General features: G+C 72.9%; 13 protein-coding genes. 5 read left to right on the forward strand and 8 right to left on the reverse strand.

Annotated elements, in window-relative coordinates:
- Positions 1-9: 9 nt before the first annotated feature.
- From OOK31_RS28435 to OOK31_RS28460, 6 genes are read right to left on the reverse strand one after another with little or no spacing between them, the layout of a single operon-like run.
- On the reverse strand, positions 10-615 hold the full coding sequence (locus OOK31_RS28435) for a hypothetical protein (RefSeq protein WP_267090224.1): 606 nt from the start codon (positions 613-615) through the stop codon (positions 10-12).
- Entirely contained in the window at positions 612-983 is a 372-nt protein-coding gene (locus OOK31_RS28440) for a hypothetical protein (protein ID WP_267090225.1), read from the reverse strand. Before OOK31_RS28440 ends, OOK31_RS28435 begins: the two co-directional genes overlap by 4 nt.
- Positions 980-5,929 carry a caspase family protein gene (locus OOK31_RS28445; RefSeq protein ID WP_267090226.1) on the reverse strand — a complete coding sequence of 1,650 codons (4,950 nt, stop codon included), beginning with the start codon at positions 5,927-5,929 and terminating at the stop codon, positions 980-982. The genes OOK31_RS28440 and OOK31_RS28445 overlap by 4 nt, the downstream gene beginning before the upstream one ends.
- Positions 5,930-5,959: 30 nt before the next feature.
- Positions 5,960-6,646: a L,D-transpeptidase gene (locus OOK31_RS28450; protein ID WP_267090451.1), complete on the reverse strand. Its 687-nt coding sequence runs from the start codon at positions 6,644-6,646 to the stop codon at positions 5,960-5,962.
- 6 nt (positions 6,647-6,652) lie between these two features.
- A complete protein-coding gene (locus OOK31_RS28455; protein WP_267090227.1) occupies positions 6,653-7,228 on the reverse strand; it encodes a pyridoxamine 5'-phosphate oxidase family protein in 576 nt (191 codons plus the stop codon).
- Positions 7,229-7,235: 7 nt separating this feature from the next.
- Complete coding sequence (locus tag OOK31_RS28460) at positions 7,236-8,693, reverse strand: hypothetical protein (RefSeq protein WP_267090228.1); 1,458 nt, start codon at positions 8,691-8,693, stop codon at positions 7,236-7,238.
- A gap of 196 nt (positions 8,694-8,889) precedes the next feature.
- On the opposite strand from OOK31_RS28460, the gene OOK31_RS28465 reads away from it, so the two are divergent.
- Positions 8,890-10,083 (forward strand): argininosuccinate synthase, encoded by a 1,194-nt coding sequence (locus tag OOK31_RS28465; protein ID WP_267090229.1) that lies wholly within the window; start codon positions 8,890-8,892, stop codon positions 10,081-10,083.
- A 130-nt stretch (positions 10,084-10,213) separates the two neighbouring features.
- Complete coding sequence (gene argH / locus OOK31_RS28470; protein WP_267090230.1) at positions 10,214-11,641, forward strand: argininosuccinate lyase; 1,428 nt, start codon at positions 10,214-10,216, stop codon at positions 11,639-11,641.
- A 66-nt stretch (positions 11,642-11,707) separates the two neighbouring features.
- On the opposite strand, the gene OOK31_RS28475 is transcribed toward argH, so the two are convergent.
- Together OOK31_RS28475 and OOK31_RS28480 are read right to left on the reverse strand one after the other, a co-directional pair.
- The gene (locus OOK31_RS28475; protein ID WP_267090231.1) at positions 11,708-12,127 is read right to left on the reverse strand and encodes a hypothetical protein; all 420 of its coding nucleotides are present in this window, start codon (positions 12,125-12,127) and stop codon (positions 11,708-11,710) included.
- Positions 12,128-12,322: 195 nt separating this feature from the next.
- Positions 12,323-12,832, reverse strand: a complete 510-nt coding sequence (locus OOK31_RS28480; RefSeq protein ID WP_267090232.1) for an HAD domain-containing protein — start codon at positions 12,830-12,832, stop codon at positions 12,323-12,325.
- Between the two features lie 90 nt (positions 12,833-12,922).
- Between OOK31_RS28480 and OOK31_RS28485 the strand changes: the two genes are divergently transcribed.
- From OOK31_RS28485 to OOK31_RS28495, 3 genes are all read left to right on the forward strand, one after another.
- A complete protein-coding gene (locus OOK31_RS28485) occupies positions 12,923-13,471 on the forward strand; it encodes a TetR/AcrR family transcriptional regulator (protein WP_267090233.1) in 549 nt (182 codons plus the stop codon).
- Positions 13,471-15,015, forward strand: a complete 1,545-nt coding sequence (locus OOK31_RS28490; protein WP_267090234.1) for an MFS transporter — start codon at positions 13,471-13,473, stop codon at positions 15,013-15,015. Before OOK31_RS28485 ends, OOK31_RS28490 begins: the two co-directional genes overlap by 1 nt.
- A 69-nt stretch (positions 15,016-15,084) precedes the next feature.
- Positions 15,085-16,575, forward strand: coding sequence for a membrane-associated oxidoreductase (locus tag OOK31_RS28495; RefSeq protein WP_267090235.1), 1,491 nt, complete (start codon positions 15,085-15,087; stop codon positions 16,573-16,575).
- Positions 16,576-16,587 lie beyond the last annotated feature (12 nt).

Consider the following 16,587-nt stretch of genomic DNA (forward strand, 5'->3'; position numbering starts at 1 on the left):
GCCGCAGCCTCAGTCGCAGTTCTGGACCGGCACCAGCGACACCAGCCGCCCCTGCGGCAGCACGTGACGGTTCTTCACCGGCCCCTTGCCCGTGCCGACCGTGATCTCCCGCTGATCGGCGCGCAGCAGCTCCCCGCACACCTCGGCCTGGTCGGTGGTGACCCGGACCAGGTTGCGGGCCGGCGGATCGGCGGTCGCCCACAGCAGCACCAGTGCCCCCGCCGCCAGCGCCACCCCCGCCACACAGCCCACCGCGGCCCAGCGCAGCGACCGGGTGACCCGTACGACCTCGCCGCCGGTCCACCGCCGCAGGGCCTGCCCGGCCAGCAGGACGTCCTCGCCGGGCCGCCCGTGCGCGGCCCGGGCGGCGAGCAGCATGCCGCCCAGCAGCAGCACGTACGCCGCCACCACCATCACGGTGGCCACCACCCCGACGGATGCGGTGGCCCCGGCCAGGGTGTCCGGCCCCTTGACGACGGTCAGTACCGCCAGCAGCCCCGTCAGACCCGTCAACGCCGTACGCCAGCCCTCGGCCTGCCGGCGCAACTGCCCGAGCTGCGTGAACTCCGCCTCCCGCGCGAGCTGCGCCCACCGCCGCTCCGAGGCGCCGCTCACGGGGCGCTCCGGATCGTCCAGCCGGCCCCGCAGCCCACGAAGTCGGCGTTCCCGGGCATCCCGGGGTGGGCGTGCCCGCACTCGCAGAAGTGGGCTTCGGAGCGCAGCGGGTCGACCGCCGCCGCGTCGGGCCGGCTCCGTTCGCCGGCGAACCAGCTCCGCAGCCCCTTCGTACCGAGTCCGGGGACGCCGTAGCGGTAGGTGGTCGTCGTCGGACCGCCGCAGCGCGGGCAGCTGCCCCGCACGGTCAGGCCGTCGCCGTCGGGTGTCGGGGAGACGCCGAAGCCCGCGCCGTCGACCTCGCCGAGGGAGGTCTCCGCGTAGCCGAGGGCGACGAGGTGCGTCGCCGGGGGAGGGGGGACGGTCATCGCGGTATCTCCTGGACGGGGTGGGGGAGGGACAGGTCGAACATCTCGGCGTAGAGCTCCAGCCGCTCCCGCACCCAGGCCTCGTCCTCACCGACGGCCCGCGCGGAGAAGGCGAGGTGCGCCGTCGACACGGCCCCGTGCAGCGCGGGCAGCCGCCCGTCGCCGTGGACGGACAGCAGGATCAGGTCCTGCCACAGCGGCAGCACCTCGGGCACGGAGGTGACCGCGGCGGGCGCGGCCTCCAGCGGCAGGTACGGAACCATCCGCCGCCAGGTCGCACCGGCGGGCTCCCCTAGGCGGGCGGCGATGCTCACCACGTCGAGGGGGCCGAGGGGGGCGTCGGGCTCGGACACCCGGTACTCGCCGGAGAGCGCGAGCAGGTCGTGCGGGTCGGGCACCGCGTCGGGGAAGGCGGCCAGTTCCGGTTCCGAGAGCTCCGGGACCAGCGCGCCGATGGCCCGGTAGGGGGCGAGGCAGCGGTAGGCCTCGGCGGGGGAGACGGAGGCGTTCTGGGCGAAGCGGATCAGCCGGGAGGCGGTGAGCACGGTCCACCGGGGCCGTACGTTCCGCATGCCCATCACCGTGGCGTAGCCGCCGAAGTCGAGCAGTGCACTGGCCTCGTCCCGGGCCGGTACGGTATCGGCCAGCTCCGCCGGGAGCGGCGGCACCCGCAGGCCCAGCGGTTTCGCGAGCCGACGCACGGTCCGCCAGGCCTGGCCCAGAGACTCCCTCAGCTCCTCGGCGGCCGAGAGGAGGATGTCCGGGGTCGGCAGCGCGGGGGAGGGCACGAGCATCCCGACAGGTTTCCGGCCGGAGAAGTAGTACCGGTGGTTCGGGGGCATTTCGTCCCATGCTTCCAGGAGCCGGTCCCCCGGCTCGACCTCCACACCCGCCTGCCGCAGTTCACGCATCACACCGGGCAGTTGCGCCATCGGGATCTCGCGTGATCGGCAGAGGGCGAGCTCACCCACGTTGACGCCCTGTTCCAGTCGCAGGCCCCGCCGATGGGCGGACCGCACCACAGTGGCGGTGGCCTTTCCCGGGACGATCCGGCCGGCGGACGAGCCGTCCGTGTAGCGGCGCTGGTAGGCCAGCCCCAACCGGGCGGCCCAGGAGGCGAGGCGCTCCTGCGCCTCGTACAGGGACACCGCGTTGTCGCCCGCGCAGGCGAGGGTGGCGCTCCAGGGCAGCGTCTGTCCATCGCAGCTTCTGGTGTCGAGGAAGTCGATGAGGAGAGAACGCTCGTCATCAGGCATCATCACCCACCCCCGGACGGCGTCCGGGTCGTGGGCGGGCCAGCCCAGCCAGGAAAAGCGGCCGATGTGCTCGGAGATCTCCAAGGGCTCGCGCCCGGTCGATCGCGCCAGCTCGATGACGTCCCACGGCCGGCGGGCGGGGCGCCACGGCCCGACGCCCACCTGGATGTAGAGCACCGACAGGTCCGCTTGCGAACAGATGTGGTCCCGGTGGTGTTCCGGGACCTGGGGAGGGGACATGGGCATCAGGCCCGTGTAGCGCGCGCAGCGCTCCGCCAGTTCACCGAGGGAAATGAGGCCGCGGAAGGAGGCGCGGACCAGACCGCCCGGATCAGCGGGCGGGTGCTGGTAGGAGCCCGAGTCCTGGAGCTGCTCCAGGCTGTACTTCTCATCGTCGGTGGAGAGCAGACCGGCGGCTGCGGCGTGGTCGATCCAGTCGGGAGTCCAGTCGAGCACGGCGGTGGCGCTCGGCGGGGGAGCGAGCCGAGTGTCGGTGATACGCAGGGCGCGCACGATCCGTAGGATCTCGGCGACGGTCCGGCCCTGGCTGTAGGCGAGTGCGAGCAGCTGGCGCCAGTCCTGGCAGTCCGCCTCGCTTACGGCGCCCCAGCCGGGCCCCGGCACAGGGTGTCCTGAGAGGGTGACCGGTGGCGAGGACGGCAGGGGCCCGGGCAGCCCGGCGACGGTGCCTTGGCGCCAGGCGATGCGCCGCGTTATGGGCCCGTCCTCCATTTGGTGGTGCCGGGCCCTTGCGTCCAGGGAGAACCATCCGAACCGGTCCAGCTCGATGGCCGGACCGACCGGTAGTACGGAGACGCTCAGCCCCCTCCCGCGCAAGGCCCGCCACAGGACGCGCGCGCAGCGCAGATTCCGTTCCTCCATCTCCCAAAGCCAGGTCATGTTCAGCCCCGGCCAGGACACCACGGCCGAGGCCCCGGCGGCCCACGTGTCCGCTTCCCAGACCTGGTCGTACCGTTGGAGCGCCGTGCGGTTGACGCTCAACTTCCCCGCGTGGGGCCCCTTGAGGTTCAGGACGTACCCGAACGGCTTCACGTCGGTCGCCACCCCGTCGCAGACGACCGCACCCTCGCCCCGCACCCACCACAGGGTGTCCGGCACGGCCTCCACCGCGCCGGCCCAGCCGTTCAGCGCCCCCGGGGCCCAGCTGTGCGAGCCGCCCGAGGCGTCCCGGGCCTCCATGGCGAACTCGCTGATCAGCACCATCGACCGCAGCGCCTTGACGCACGACAGTGTCATGGCGGCAGGCTCCGACCGCAGGTGCAGCCGCACCCGCGTTCCCCCCTCCGGCATGCTGTCGCCCGGCCCCTCGAACTCCTGGATGCGGAACAGGCTCCCGCTGCTGGATATGTGCACCAGCAGGGCCTTGGGCGCGACCGCCCCGTCCGGGCCCACCGGCCGGGTCACGATGGTCATCTCCTCGGCCAGCATGAAGTAGCTGAACACGCCGATGCCGAACCGGCTGTTGGGGTAGAGACGCAGCGAGGGGTCCTGCCGCAGCCAGGCATCCTGTTCACGCCGGAAGCTCCGCGAGTGCTCGAACCGGCGGCCCGCCCGGGTGAAGGTGTTCTTCAGCTGGTCGACGCCCATGCCGACACCGGTGTCGCGGCACTCGACGTACGCGCCGCGCTCGTCCTCGCCCTGGACGAAGGAGATCCGCCCCTTCCAGTCCTGCGGCTCGTGGCCCTTGCCCTGCAGGTAGCGCCAGCGCATCGCCCGGTACCGGCAGGCGTCCATGGCGTTCTGGTACAGCTCGCGCAGGGCCAGCTCCCGCCGGCCGTCGTAGAGCTGCTCGCCCATCAGCAGCTCGCGCACCTCGGTCTGCGCCAGCTGGAAGCGCAGCAGCGGGACGTCGTACGCGCGCCGGCCGCCGGTTTCCAGGGGCCGCAGGCGGTGGTCGGTGACGCGCGAGGGCAGCCCCGCCATGAGGCCGGCCTCGGCCGGTGGCCAGGAGGCCTTGACGAGCTCGCCCGCCAGCTCGTCGGCCCGTTCGACGGCGCCCGCGAGGGCCGCGTGGACGGCGGGATGCGGGCAGACGGCGTCCAGGTGCAGCACCTTGTCCTGCGGATACCACTCGACGTCGTGCAGTACGGCCACCACGTCCTGCGGGAGCACCCCGTCGGGGACCGCGAGGTGCTCGCCGAGCACGTCGGGCAGGCCGCGGACGTCGAAGGCCAGGGCGGCGGCCAGGTGCACCAGCGCGGACAGCGGCCGCACCCGGACCGTGCGGGTCTCCCGGCCCGGGCGGACCCTGACCACCTGGGCGGGCGCCTCGTCGGGGGACTGGCTGCGGCTGACGGCCGCCGCGACCTCCTGCACGGCCGCCGAGAACTCCGCCGTCCGGGCGCTCCCGCCGGCCTCGGCCCCCAGCAGGTCGGCCACGAACCGTTCCGCGTAGGCGGCGGGGACCGGCCGTTCCTCGGTCTCGAACTGCTCCGTGATCCACCGGTGGACCAGCCAGAGGGAGACGTTCCGGGCGTCCTCGGTGAAGCCCCGCCCGGGCGGCCCGCTGTCGTCGATCTTGCGCGCGATGTGCGCGTGGTGCGCCCGCACCTGTTCGAAGTACCGCCGCCCCGGGTCGCCTTCGGTCCCCTCCGAGACGGCCTCGCTGGACGCGCTCAGCAGGTTCGCCCAGGCCGCCTCGTGCAGGAACGGCGCGGCCACCAGCACCGCCGCCTCCACCGACGACAGCTCCGCCGCGTCGGGCAGCAGCCCGGGCAGCGTCTTGCCGAGCAGCCGGACCGGGAAGTCGTCGTCGGCCCAGGGGTCCGGCATCCGCTGCTGCGCCCGGTGCACCGTCTCGGCGCTGTCGTCGACGAGCTGCTCCACGGCCTTGCGGAAACCGTCAGCCTCCGCCGCCTCGGCTGCGGGAACCCGGTCCCACAGCGGGCACTCCCGTACCGCCCGCCGCCAGGACTCCAGCAGCTGCCGCCCCTCGCAGACCACCGCGGCGCGGGTCTGCGGCTCCCGGTCGCTGCCGTACCGGTCGGTGGGCTGCTGGAGCACCCCGTGGACGTGCGCGGCCCTGCGGGTCCAGGCGGCGGCCGCCGCGAACACGTCCTCGACGGTGCGCGCCGCCGTCAGCGGGCGCAGGGCCTCGGCGAGGCCGAGGGAGAAGAAGCTGCCCTCCGCCGTGTGCCCGCATTCCTGGCCGGGGGCGCAGCCCGCCAGGACGGCGAAGCCGCCGGAGGGCGGGCCCTGGAGGATGGTGCTGCCGAACAGGACGCGGGCGTCGCCGGGCATCGGGGAGCGGCAGGCGTCCAGCGTCCACAGCACCGTGCCCGCCCGGCAGTTGGCCAGGTAGCGGCTGATGTCGGCCGTCACCAGGCTCTCGACCACGTGCGGCTGCCGCCAGTCGCCGTCCGCGCCGGCCGGGGCGAGGGCGTCGTGGGGGACGAGGTAGTCGGTGTCCCCGATGCGGACCCCGTGGCCCGTGAAGTGGATCAGCAGGGTGCCTTCGGCGGGTACCTCCTGGCCGACGGCGGTGATGCGGGAGGTGATGTCGCCGCGCGTGGCGTTCTCCAGGACCTCCACCTCGTACTCCGAGGCCCGCAGGGAGGAGGCCAGCGCCCGCAGGTCGGCGGCGACCGGCTGTTCCAGCGGGGGGAAGTGCCCTGCCGCTCCCGGTGTGGTGCCTACCCCGATCAGCAGCGCCCTGCGGGTCCTGTCCATGTCCCCTCCCGGTGGTCCGGGGACATGATCTCAGTACCGGGTCACCGCCGTGGGGCCGTTCTCCGTGCCGATGGCGATGTGCGGGTGGCGGCGCGGGTCCGCCCAGCGCAGGAGTCGGCGCATCGCGCGGTGCGGTACGGAGACGCAGCCGGCCGTCGCGCCCTTGCCGTCGGCGTGCAGGAAGATGCCCGCGCCCCGGCCGCGTACGGGACGGTCGTAGTTGAAGGCGACGACCAGCGCGTGCGCGTACTGCTTCTCGTAGGTGACCAGGTGCTCGGCCTCGCCCGGTGCGCAGTCGGCGGGCAGCGGTTCCGTCCACCGGTTGTACGCGGCCGAGGCGTTGTCCTGGCACCACCAGGAACGGTCCGTCACCCGCCGGTACCGGTAGGAGGTCCCCGCCGGGGCGGGGGCGATGCCGAAGGCGTACGGAAGCTCGTACAGGCCCGTCGGGGTGGTGTTCGTGCCCTGGACCCGGGACGCCCCCTCGGTCAGGCCGTTCGCGCCGAACCGGGCGGGCGCGCTGCCCGCCTCGAACCAGTGGCCCGCGCGCCGGTCCCACCAGGTGAGCCGGCCCGTCGTGGAACCGGGCGCCGGCGCGACGGCGGTGATCAGTTGGCTCCCGCCGCCCGTGTCGGCGAGTTGCGCCGGCAGGGGCGGCGGACCGTACGGGAACAGGCCGGTGAGGATCAGTGAGCCGGTGAGCAGAGCGGTACGCAGCACATGTCAGACGGTACGGGCAGGGAGGGGCACCGGCAGCGCAGGCAGGCCGTCGAGGCTGGAGGCGACCTTCTTCTCGCAGTACTCGGCGAACTCCTCGTCCGTCTTGCGGCCGAAGTACTCCGCGTGGAGGGTGCGCTCGCCCTGGTACTCCATGAAGGGGACGGCGTACCCGCACACGTCCGCGATCCGGCGGGCGTGCACCAGGATCACGGCCCGGGCGCCCGGTCCGTCCGCCTCCCCGAAGAGGCCGATCAGCTCGTCCCAGCGCGGGTCGTCGCGGAAGACCGCCTCGCCGTCGCCGTGGATGCGCACGATGTTGGGCGGGCCGGTGAAGGCGCACCACATGAGCGTGATCCGGCCGTTCTCACGGACGTGCGCGATGGTCTCGGCGCCACTGCCGCCGAAGTCGAGGTAGGCGAGGGTCTGCTCGTCGATGACGACGAGGGTTCCGGCGCGGCCCTTGGGGGACAGGTTGACGTGCCCGTCCCCGGCGAGCGGGGCGGTCGCGGTGAAGAAGACCGGCTGCGCCTCGATGAAGGCACGGAGCCGGCCGTCAATACGTTCGTGAAGTTTTCCCATGAACGGATTATCGGCCATGGGTGTCGGGGGAGGCCGGGGGATTCCGGTCCGTGATGCCCAGCCGGGCGAGCAGCGGCCCCAGCCGGAAGGAGGCGAACCGGCGTACGGACGGTTGCTGCTGCGGCCCCGGGCTCGCCGGCTCCGCCTCCTCCTCGTCCGTCTGGGGGAGCCACGGCTCCCACGTGTGCAGCGTCTCCTGCGCCAGCTTCCGCAGGCCCGGGTCCGGGTCCTCCAGCATCCCCGCGGCGGCCCGCGCGGCGGCCGGTCCGCTGCGGGCCCGCAGCAGCCGGAAGGCGGCCCGGCGGGTGTGTACCGGCCGGCCGGCGGTCGTACGGTCCGTCAGCTCGTCCGGGTCCAGCCGGGACACGGACGAGGCCAGGGCGCGGGCGACCTCGCGGGCCACGGCCGGTGACGGGTCGTCGAGCAGTGGGCGCAGCGCCTCGAAGTCGGAGACCTCCAGCCGCGAGAGCCCGGCCACGGCGGCGGCCCGGACCGCCCCCACGCGGTGCTCGAGCAGGGCCCGGAACAGCGGGGCGTCCGCCCGCCCGGCGCACTCGGCGAAGCCGGTGACGGCCCCCGGGGTGACCCGCTCCGGGTCCGCCACCAGCGGGCGGAGCGCGGCGTGCGCGTCGGTGCCGTCCTGCCGCGCGAGCCAGCGGGCGCAGGCCCGGACCAGCCCGGAGCGGTCGGTGAGGTGGTCCACGGCCTCCGCGCCCCGCCCGGCCCGGCGCAGCGCGGTCACCCCCGAGGCGCGGACCATCGGCACGTGCCCGCCCAGCAGCAGGTCGACCGCGCCGTCCTCGGGCCCGCCGGCGGCCAGCGCCGCCAGGGCGGCGTCGGTCCACAGCCGGGCCGTCGCCGGGTCCCGTTCGGCGGCGGCCCCGCGCGCGAGGTCCCGTACGCCGAGCCCCCCGGCGGCGAGGGTGAGCCGGGTGGCGTACCGCCGGGCCGGGAGGTCCGCCCCGGCGCGGAGCGCGGCCAGCACGGCGGGCCCCGCGCCGCGCAGCGCCTCCTCGAAGAGCTCCACTGCCCAGCCGCCCTGCTCGCGGCGCCCGAGCCGCAGGACGAGCGGGGTCAGCGCGCCGAGCGTGCCCGCCGGGTCCCGCTCCAGGGCGCGGGCGAGGACCTGGCGGGCCCGCTTGCGTACGGGCGGGGCCCAGTCGGCGGCCCGGACGGCGACGAGGTGCAGCGGTGCGTCCGGTGCGAGCAGCGCGCTCGCGCGGACGTGCCCGTCGGGGTGGCAGAGGCGGACCTCCAGCGGGACGTCTTCGGGGGCGGGGTAGTGGCCCGACCAGCCCCTGCGCACCTCCAGGTCGAACTCGGTCCAGCCCTCGGGCCGGGTGAAGCCGGGCTCCGCCCCGGCCCCGGTGTCCTCCCCGCCGACCAGGGCCCGGGCCGCCAGCCGCGCCCGCTCCGCTTCCCGCACCGTCCCCGGTGCCGCCCCCGTGCCCGTCCGCAGTGCCATCCCCGGCCCCTCCCTCGTGATGTTTTCCCGATGCTAGACCCCGCCCGGACCGGCCGCCTCCGAATATTTCCGCAGGTCAGAGCTATTCCGGTGCGGGCGACTCGCGTCGCAGATTGACGAAACATACGGAGCAGTGCATAGTTATGCCTACTGCTGGACGCACCGTCCGCCGCCGGACGCACGTAAGGAGAGGCCCGTGACCGAGCGCGTCGTACTCGCCTACTCGGGCGGCCTCGACACCTCCGTAGCCATCGGCTGGATAGCCGAGGAGACGGGAGCCGAGGTCATAGCCGTCGCCGTCGACGTCGGTCAGGGCGGCGAGGACCTGGACGTCATCCGCAAGCGCGCGCTCGCCTGCGGTGCCGTCGAGGCCGAGGTCGCGGACGCCAGGGACGAGTTCGCCGAGGAGTACTGCCTCCCGGCGATCAAGGCGAACGCCCTCTACATGGACCGCTACCCGCTCGTCTCCGCGCTCTCCCGGCCCGCCATCGTCAAGCACCTGGTCGCCGCGGCCCGCAAGCACGGCGCGTCGGTCGTCGCCCACGGCTGCACCGGCAAGGGCAACGACCAGGTCCGCTTCGAGGCCGGCATCGCCGCCCTCGGCCCCGACCTCACCTGCATCGCCCCGGTCCGCGACTACGCGATGACCCGCGACAAGGCCATCGCCTTCGCCGAGCGGGCCGACCTCCCCATCGCCACCACCAAGAAGTCCCCGTACTCCATCGACCAGAACGTCTTCGGACGCGCCGTCGAGACGGGCTTCCTGGAGGACATCTGGAACGCCCCGGTCGAGGACATCTACGAGTACACCTCGAACCCGGCCCTGCCCCGCGAGGCCGACGAGGTCGTCATCTCCTTCGAGGCGGGCGTCCCCGTCGCGATCGACGGCAGGCCCGTCACCGTCCTCCAGGCGATCCAGCAGCTCAACGAGCGGGCCGGCGCCCAGGGCATCGGCCGGATCGACATCGTCGAGGACCGCCTCGTCGGCATCAAGTCCCGCGAGGTGTACGAGGCCCCGGGCGCGATCGCGCTGATCACCGCCCACCAGGAGCTGGAGAACGTCACCGTCGAGCGCGAGCTGGCCCGCTACAAGCGGCAGGTCGAGCAGCGCTGGGGCGAGCTGGTCTACGACGGCCTGTGGTTCTCCCCGCTCAAGCGGGCCCTCGACGGCTTCATCCAGGAGGCCAACCAGCACGTCACCGGTGACATCCGGATGACCCTGCACGGCGGCCGCGCCGTCGTCACCGGCCGGAAGTCGGACGCCTCGCTGTACGACTTCAACCTGGCGACCTACGACTCGGGCGACACCTTCGACCAGTCCAAGGCCCAGGGCTTCATCGAGATCTTCGGCCTCTCGTCGAAGATCGCCGCACGCCGCGACCTCGCCTGAGTCCCGGTCGTTAGGCACCACGGCAGTAAGCAGTACGCACCACGGCAGTACGCAGTACCGAGACGGCCTCCCCGTTCACCTCCGCGGCGGGGAGGCCGTCGAACACCCACCCTCTTGAGGAGCAGTAGCTGTGAGCAGCAACAACGGTGACGTCCGGCTCTGGGGCGGCCGCTTCGCCGACGGGCCCTCCGAGGCCCTCGCGAAGCTGTCCGCGTCGGTCCACTTCGACTGGCGCCTCGCGCCGTACGACATCGCCGGCTCGCGCGCCCACGCCCGCGTCCTGCACAAGGCGGGGCTGCTCACGGCCGAGGAGCTCGAGCGCATGACCGCGGGCCTCGACCAGCTCGAAGCCGACGTGGCGGACGGCTCCTTCGTCGGCACCATCGCCGACGAGGACGTGCACACCGCCCTGGAGCGGGGCCTGCTGGAGCGGCTCGGCCCCGACCTCGGCGGCAAGCTGCGCGCCGGACGCTCGCGCAACGACCAGGTGGCCACCCTCTTCCGCATGTACCTGCGCGACCACGCCCGGACCATCGGCGGACTGATCGCCGACCTCCAGGACGCGCTGGTCGGCCTCGCCGAGGCGCACCCGGACGTGGCCATGCCGGGCCGGACCCACCTCCAGCACGCGCAGCCCGTCCTGTTCGCCCACCACGTACTGGCCCACGTGCAGCCCCTGTCCCGGGACGCCGAGCGGCTGCGCCAGTGGGACACCCGCACCGCGGTCTCCCCGTACGGCTCGGGCGCCCTGGCCGGCTCCTCGCTGGGCCTGGACCCGGAGCAGGTCGCCGCCGACCTCGGCTTCGAGCGCGGCTCGGTCGGCAACTCCATCGACGGCACGGCCTCCCGCGACTTCGTCGCCGAGTTCGCCTTCGTCACCGCGATGATCGGGATCAACCTCTCCCGGATCGCGGAGGAGATCATCCTCTGGAACACGAAGGAGTTCTCCTTCGTCACCCTCCACGACGCCTTCTCCACCGGCTCCTCGATCATGCCGCAGAAGAAGAACCCGGACATCGCGGAGCTGGCGCGCGGCAAGTCGGGCCGCCTCATCGGCAACCTGACCGGGCTGCTCGCCACCCTCAAGGCCCTTCCCCTGGCCTACAACCGGGACCTCCAGGAGGACAAGGAGCCGGTCTTCGACTCCTGCGACACCCTCGAAGTCCTGCTGCCGGCCTTCACCGGGATGATGGCCACCCTCACGGTCAACCGGGAGCGGATGGAGGAGCTGGCCCCCGCGGGCTTCTCCCTCGCCACCGACATCGCCGAGTGGCTGGTCAAGCAGGGCGTGCCCTTCCGGGTGGCGCACGAGGTGGCCGGCGAGTGCGTCAAGGTCTGCGAGGCCGAGGGCATCGAGCTCGACGAGCTGACCGACGACCAGTTCGTGAAGATCTCCGAGCACCTGACCCCCGAGGTCCGCAGCGTCCTCAACGTCAAGGGCGCCCTCGCCTCCCGCAACGGCCGCGGCGGCACCGCCCCGTCGGCGGTCGCGGTCCAGCTCAACGAGCTGAAGGCCGACCTGGTCATCCAGCACGCCTGGGCCATTCACAAGCAGTAGCCGTCACGCCCGCAGGGGCGGTACGGGCCGGGTGGCCCGTACCGCCCCTGCGGCGTTCACGGGGTGTCAGCAGACGATGTTGATCGAGAACGGCCGGTCGCTGTCCACGGCGGCGGTGCCGCCGGAGGACGGGGTCGCGGTGCGGATGAAGAGGGTGTTCCCGTTCACCTGCCCGACCAGGATGGAGGAGCTGCCCGGGCCGGGGTCGTTCCCGCCGTTGGTGTTGATGGTGCCCAGCAGCGCGCAGCCGTTGAGGCCGCTGGACGTGGTGATGTTGTAGCGGCCGATGCCGAACTTGTTGATCCCGGTGATGCCCTGCCCGCCCAGGACCTGCCCGTTCGCGGCGACCTTGGCCCAGGCGGTGGTGACCGCCGCGGCCTGGGCCGGCCGCTGCGGCTCGGCGGACGCCGACGACACCGCGACCGCGCCGCCGATCGTGAGGGCCATGGCGGCGGCACCGAGGGCAAGCTTCTTGGACACGTTCATGGTTCTCTCCCTGCAGTAGACGCAAATCAGTGCAGGTGGCCCACCCCGGGTAAGGGCTCACCGGGGAAGACTTTCCTCCCCCCGGGAGGCCGCGCGGTAGCTCTCGCGGCGCCTGTCACTCCAAATGATCAAGCTGCGTTTCGATCCAACGGATACGGACAGTAGTCATCGAATAACGTTCGGTTGCCTCTCGGCTCACTCCGCCCAGTCGGCCAGTGCGTCGAAGTCCGGCCGGGTCAGGCCGATCCGCTCGTCGATGCGCAGCAGCAGGGCGTGCGCCGGGTGGTGCAGGTCCACGTACTCGTGGTCCATCGCCGTGATGTCGTCGTCGATCCAGGCGAAGGGCCGCCCGGCCGCGTACTCCAGGACGTACTGGGTCTTCCAGAAGGTGCCGCGCGGGGCCCGCCCGTGCATCACCGGCCAGTCGATGAACGGCAGCCTCGGCAGTCCGAGGTGCGGGCCTATCCAGTCGTTGGCCTCGTCCTTCCAGGTCGTCGCCCAGACCAGTTCGTACGCGTCCGCCAGCGCGAGCAGCTCCGCGCCGTGGCCGTGGTTGAGCCAGACCCGCAGGGGCTTGACACTCTCGGACTCCCGCCAGCCCGTGGGCCGCATCCGGTGGGTGGAGTACCCCTCCGGGCGGCGCTGGGGCTGGGCGGCGTAGGGGTTCAGGGGTCCGTCCACATCGATCAGCAGCAGTGGCTTCATGCGCTCAGATTTCCTTCCGGGGTGCCCGCCGGGCACCCCATTTTCCGATCGAATGAGACGTCGATGTCTCATTCGGGGTATGCTTGTCTCATGGCCATGGATCGTGACCAGGTGCTCCGCGACGCGGCGGCCCTGCTCTCCCGCAAATCGACCGCCACGATGGACGAGGTCGCCCGCGCCGCCGGAATCGGCCGCGCGACCCTCCACCGGCACTTCGCCGGGCGCGACGCCCTCGTACGGGCCCTGGAAGAACTCGGCATCCGCGAGTTCGAAGTCGCCTTCGACAACGCCCGTCTCGACGAGGGCACGGCGGTGGAGGCCCTGAAGCGGCTCGTCGCGCAAGCGGAGCCGAACGCCGAACTGCTGGCCTTCCTCGTCACCGAGAACCAGCTCTTCGAGGGCGACCAGATCAACGAGGGCTGGGCCCGGCTCGACGCCCGCGTGGGCGCGCTCTTCCGGCGCGGCCAGCAGGAGGGCGACATCCGGATCGACCTCAGCCCCGCCTGGCTCACCGAGGCCCTCTACGGGCTCATCGGCACCTGCGCCTGGGCCGTCATGGACGGCCGGGTCGCGGCCAAGGACTTTCAATACATGATCATCGAGTTGCTGCTCGGTGGAGTGCGACGGAGTGTGGAGTGATGAGCCGTACCGAACAGCTGAACCGGCGGACGGGAGTGGAGGGCAGGAGCCGCAGTCGCTGGCTCGCCCTCTCCGTGCTCGTCCTGGCCGTGCTGCTGGTCGCGGTGGACGCCACCGTGCTCGGCCTCGCCACCCCCTCCCTCAGCGAGGACCTCAAGCCGTCCGGCACCCAGCTGCTGTGGATCGGCGACATCTACTCCTTCGTGATCGCCGGCCTGCTCGTCTCCATGGGCTCCCTCGGCGACCGCATCGGCCGCAAGAAGCTGCTCCTCGTCGGAGCCACCGCCTTCGGCGCCGTCTCCGTCCTCAACGCCTACGCGACCAGCCCCGAGATGATGATCGTCGCACGGGCCCTGCTCGGCGTGGCCGGCGCGACCCTGATGCCGTCCACCCTCGCGCTGATCCGCAACATCTTCCACGACCCCAAGGAACGCAGCCTCGCCATCGGCATCTGGGGCGCCACCGCCTCGGCCGGCGCGGCCGTGGGACCCGTCGTCGGCGGAGCCCTGCTCCAGCACTTCTGGTGGGGCTCGGTCTTCCTCATCAACCTCCCCGTCATGATCGCCCTCGTCCTCGTCGGCATCAAGCTGCTCCCCGAGTCCAAGAACCCGGTCGCCGGCCCCTGGGACCTGGTCAGCGTCGCCCTGTCCCTCGTCGGCGTCATCGGCGTGGTCTACGCCGTCAAGGAACTCGCCAGCCACGGCCCCACCTGGGGCGTCTGGGCCGCCGCCGTCATCGGCGCCGCCTGCCTGTACGCCTTCGTACGCCGCCAGTTCAGCCTGCCGTCCCCGCTGCTCGACATGCGGCTCTTCAAGCACCGCGGCTTCTCCGGGGCGGTCCTGGCCGACCTGCTCACCGTGTTCGGGCTCTCCGGACTGGTCTTCTTCCTCTCCCAGTTCCTCCAGCTCGTACAGGGCCGCGACCCCCTGGAAGCGGGCCTCGCCGAACTGCCCGCCGCCATCGGCGCGGTGGCCACCGGCCTCGTCGCGGGCCGCTACGCCCGCCGCTACTCGGTACGCGTCATCGTGGCCGGAGGCCTCGCCGCCATCGGCGTGGCCCTGGCCGCCCTGACCGTCATCCACAAGGACACCGGCTACCCGCTGCTCGGCGTCGCCCTGCTCGCCGTCGGCCTCGGCGCGGGCTTCTCCTTCACCGTCACCGCCGACGTCATCCTCTCCAGCGTCCCCAAGGAGCAGGCCGGTTCCGCCTCGGCCGTCTCCGAGACCGCGTACGAACTGGGCGCCGCCCTCGGCATCGCCCTGCTCGGCTCCGTCGTCACCGGCGTCTACCAGGGCTTCACCGCCCCGGCGTCGGTGCCCGCCCCCGTCGCCGACGCGGCCCACGAATCCCTCGGCGGGGCCGTCGAGGCCGCCAAGACCCTGGACCCGCAGACCGCCTCACAGATGGTCGGCGCCGCCCAGGAGGCCTTCGTCGACGGGCTGCGGCTCGCCTCCGGGGTCGGCGCGGCCGTGCTCCTGGCCACCGCCGTCGCCGCCTGGTTCCTGCTCAAGGGACAGGAACTCCAGGAGGGCGTCGAGCACTGACGCCCCACCAGGGGACGATGTCCCGGCTGGTGTTGACAGTGCGTCGGCCCCCGGGACACCATCCCCGCGATGGAGATCAACGATCTGACCCCGGCCGAACGCCGCGTCTGGGACGCCTTCCCGCACGGCGAAGGCGTCGACTTCCGGGAGGACCCCGACGAGACCGGCGCCACCGGCCAGTCCTGGGGCCCCGAACGGACCCTGCGCGCCGAGGTGATCACCGCCCTCCTGCTGAACGGGCCCGCCGTCGCGGGCCAGGTCCCCGGACTGAACATCAGGGGCGCCCGCATCACCGGCAAGCTCAACCTCCGCTACGCCGTCGTCGACCACCCCCTCCGGCTGCGCGCCTGCTGGTTCGAACGCAGACCCATGCTCCACGGGGCCCAGCTGAGGGTCTTCGTCGCCAACGACTCGACGCTCCCCGGACTCACCGCCGACAGCCTGCGCGTCGACATGTCCCTCAGACTGTCCTGCTGCCGCATCACGGGCCCCGTCCGGCTCTCCGGCGCCCGGATAGCCGGCGGCCTCTTCCTCCGCAGGGCGGTCATCGGCACCCCGCCGGCCGACACCCCGGACCGGGAGGAGGACGCCGAAGCACCCCCGCTCCAGATCAACCACGCCGACATCGGCACCGACATCATCGCCACGGACCTCACCGTCCACGGCCAGACCCGGATCAACGGCACCACCGTCGGCGGCCAGATCAACCTGGACGACGCCCGGCTCCTCGCCCCCGGCGGCACCGCCCTGCACGCCGAGAACCTGACCGTCGGCACCGACCTGCGCGCCATGCGCACCGAGCTGCGCGGTGGGGTCAACCTCACCGGATCCCGCGTACCGGGCCAGCTCAACTTCGCGTACGCCCGCTTCCTCAACCCGGGCGGCGTCGCCCTGCGCGCCTCCAGCTGCCAGGCCGGCGAGGTCTGGCTGCGCTCCTGCGACACCATCCAGGGCGGCCTGAACCTCCGGCGCTCCCAGTTCGACCTCTTCCACATGCCGCCCGGGACCTGGCCCGAGGAGATACGGATCGACGGGCTCACCTACCGCACCCTCGCCCCGCACCTGCCCGCCGAGGAACGGCTGCCCGCGCTGGAGCGCGAGGAGTCCGGCTACGTCCCGTACGCCTACGAGCAGCTCGCCGCCGCCTACCGCACGGCCGGCGACGAGGCGGCCGCCCGCACCGTGCAGCTCGCCAAGCTGCGCCGCCACCGCCGCACCCAGCCCCGGCACACCCGGCTCTGGGGCCTGCTCCAGGACGCCACCGTCGGGTACGGCTTCCGGCCGCTGCGCGCGGCGGGCTGGCTGCTGGCGCTGCTGCTGACCGGCTGGATCGCGTACGGCCTGAGGCCGCCCCGCCCGATCAAGGCGGGAGAGGCGCCCGACTTCAACCCGGTCTTCTACACCCTCGACCTGATGCTGCCGATCATCGGCTTCGGCCAGGAGGCCGCCTTCGCGCCGAGCGGCTGGTACCAGTGGCTGTCGTACCTGCTGATCGTGACCGGCTGGATCCTCGCCACCACGACGGCGGCGGGCGTCAGCCGGGCACTCCAGCGGCAGTAAGGAAACGGGGGG

It is taken from the genome of Streptomyces sp. NBC_00249 (genome assembly GCF_026342355.1).
Taxonomy (GTDB): Bacteria; Actinomycetota; Actinomycetes; order Streptomycetales; family Streptomycetaceae; genus Streptomyces.

Coding starts and splice junctions, on each gene's coding strand:
- OOK31_RS28495 (WP_267090235.1), top strand. CDS start 15,085: ATGGAGATCAACGATCTGACCCCGGCCGAACGCCGCGTCTGGGACGCC.
- OOK31_RS28480 (WP_267090232.1), bottom strand. CDS start 12,832: ATGAAGCCACTGCTGCTGATCGATGTGGACGGACCCCTGAACCCCTAC.
- OOK31_RS28475 (WP_267090231.1), bottom strand. CDS start 12,127: ATGAACGTGTCCAAGAAGCTTGCCCTCGGTGCCGCCGCCATGGCCCTC.
- OOK31_RS28455 (WP_267090227.1), bottom strand. CDS start 7,228: ATGGGAAAACTTCACGAACGTATTGACGGCCGGCTCCGTGCCTTCATC.
- OOK31_RS28440 (WP_267090225.1), bottom strand. CDS start 983: ATGACCGTCCCCCCTCCCCCGGCGACGCACCTCGTCGCCCTCGGCTAC.
- OOK31_RS28485 (WP_267090233.1), top strand. CDS start 12,923: ATGGCCATGGATCGTGACCAGGTGCTCCGCGACGCGGCGGCCCTGCTC.
- OOK31_RS28490 (WP_267090234.1), top strand. CDS start 13,471: ATGAGCCGTACCGAACAGCTGAACCGGCGGACGGGAGTGGAGGGCAGG.
- OOK31_RS28460 (WP_267090228.1), bottom strand. CDS start 8,693: ATGGCACTGCGGACGGGCACGGGGGCGGCACCGGGGACGGTGCGGGAA.
- OOK31_RS28445 (WP_267090226.1), bottom strand. CDS start 5,929: ATGGACAGGACCCGCAGGGCGCTGCTGATCGGGGTAGGCACCACACCG.